The sequence below is a fragment of the Ruegeria sp. AL12 genome, from assembly GCF_056540885.1.
In genome coordinates, this window is sequence record NZ_JBQFXN010000090.1 from 1 (window position 1) to 853 (window position 853).

The 853-nt window shown below is 58.9% G+C and carries 2 protein-coding genes; both read left to right on the forward strand.

From position 1 onward, the window contains the following. On the forward strand, nt 1–443 hold a 443-nt coding region (locus tag ACR0C6_RS21550), incomplete at its 5' end, for an ABC transporter permease subunit (protein ID WP_480621164.1). After that, nucleotides 443–853, forward strand: a 411-nt coding sequence (locus tag ACR0C6_RS21555; protein WP_480621166.1) for an ABC transporter permease subunit, incomplete at its 3' end; no start/stop codon positions are given. The genes ACR0C6_RS21550 and ACR0C6_RS21555, both read left to right, overlap by 1 nt.

Genomic DNA, 853 nt, shown 5'->3' on the forward strand with positions numbered 1-853 from the left:
CGCTGATCTGGCGGACCCGGCTGGGCTATGAAATCCGAGCTTATGGCCACTCTGAAACCGGCGCGGTCTATGCCGGTATCTCACCGGTTCGCATTACTATTGTTGCGATGCTGATCTCGGGTGCGCTGGCAGGTTTGATGGCCATCAATAACGTCATGGGCGAGGCGGAGCGCCTTGTCCTGAACTCGACCGAAGGCGCTGGGTTCATCGGGATTGCCGTGGCCCTTATGGGGCGCTCACACCCGTTCGGGGTATTGCTGGCCGCGCTTTTGTTCGGGTTCCTGTATCAGGGCGGTGCGGAACTGGCGCTGTGGGCATCGATCCCGCGTGAACTGATCGTGGTCATTCAGGCGCTGGTGATCCTGTTCACCGGTGCGCTGGACAACATGGTACGGATGCCGCTTGAGAAACTGTTCCTTGGTATGCGGAAGAGGGCAGAGTAATGGACTTCTTTGTAACCCTCATCCAGGTTCTGGATTCGACCATCCGCCTATCTACGCCTCTTTTGCTGGCCTGTTTGGCCGGTCTGTATTCGGAACGGGCTGGCATTTTCGACATCGGGCTGGAAGGCAAAATGCTGGTGGCCGCGTTCTTTTCTGCGGCTGTCGCGGCGGTTACGGGTTCAGTCTGGCTGGGCTTGCTGGCAGGCATCGGATCCTCATTGGCGCTGTCAGGGCTGCACGGGTTGGCATCGATAACCTTCCGGGGCAACCAGCTGATTTCGGGTGTCGCAATAAACTTTCTCGCCTCGGGCCTGACAGTGCTTGTCGCCCAAAGCTGGTTCCAACAGGGCGGTCGAACGCCCTCGCTCTTTGGTGGCGGCCGGTTCGAGCCTATCAACTTTCCATTTGCC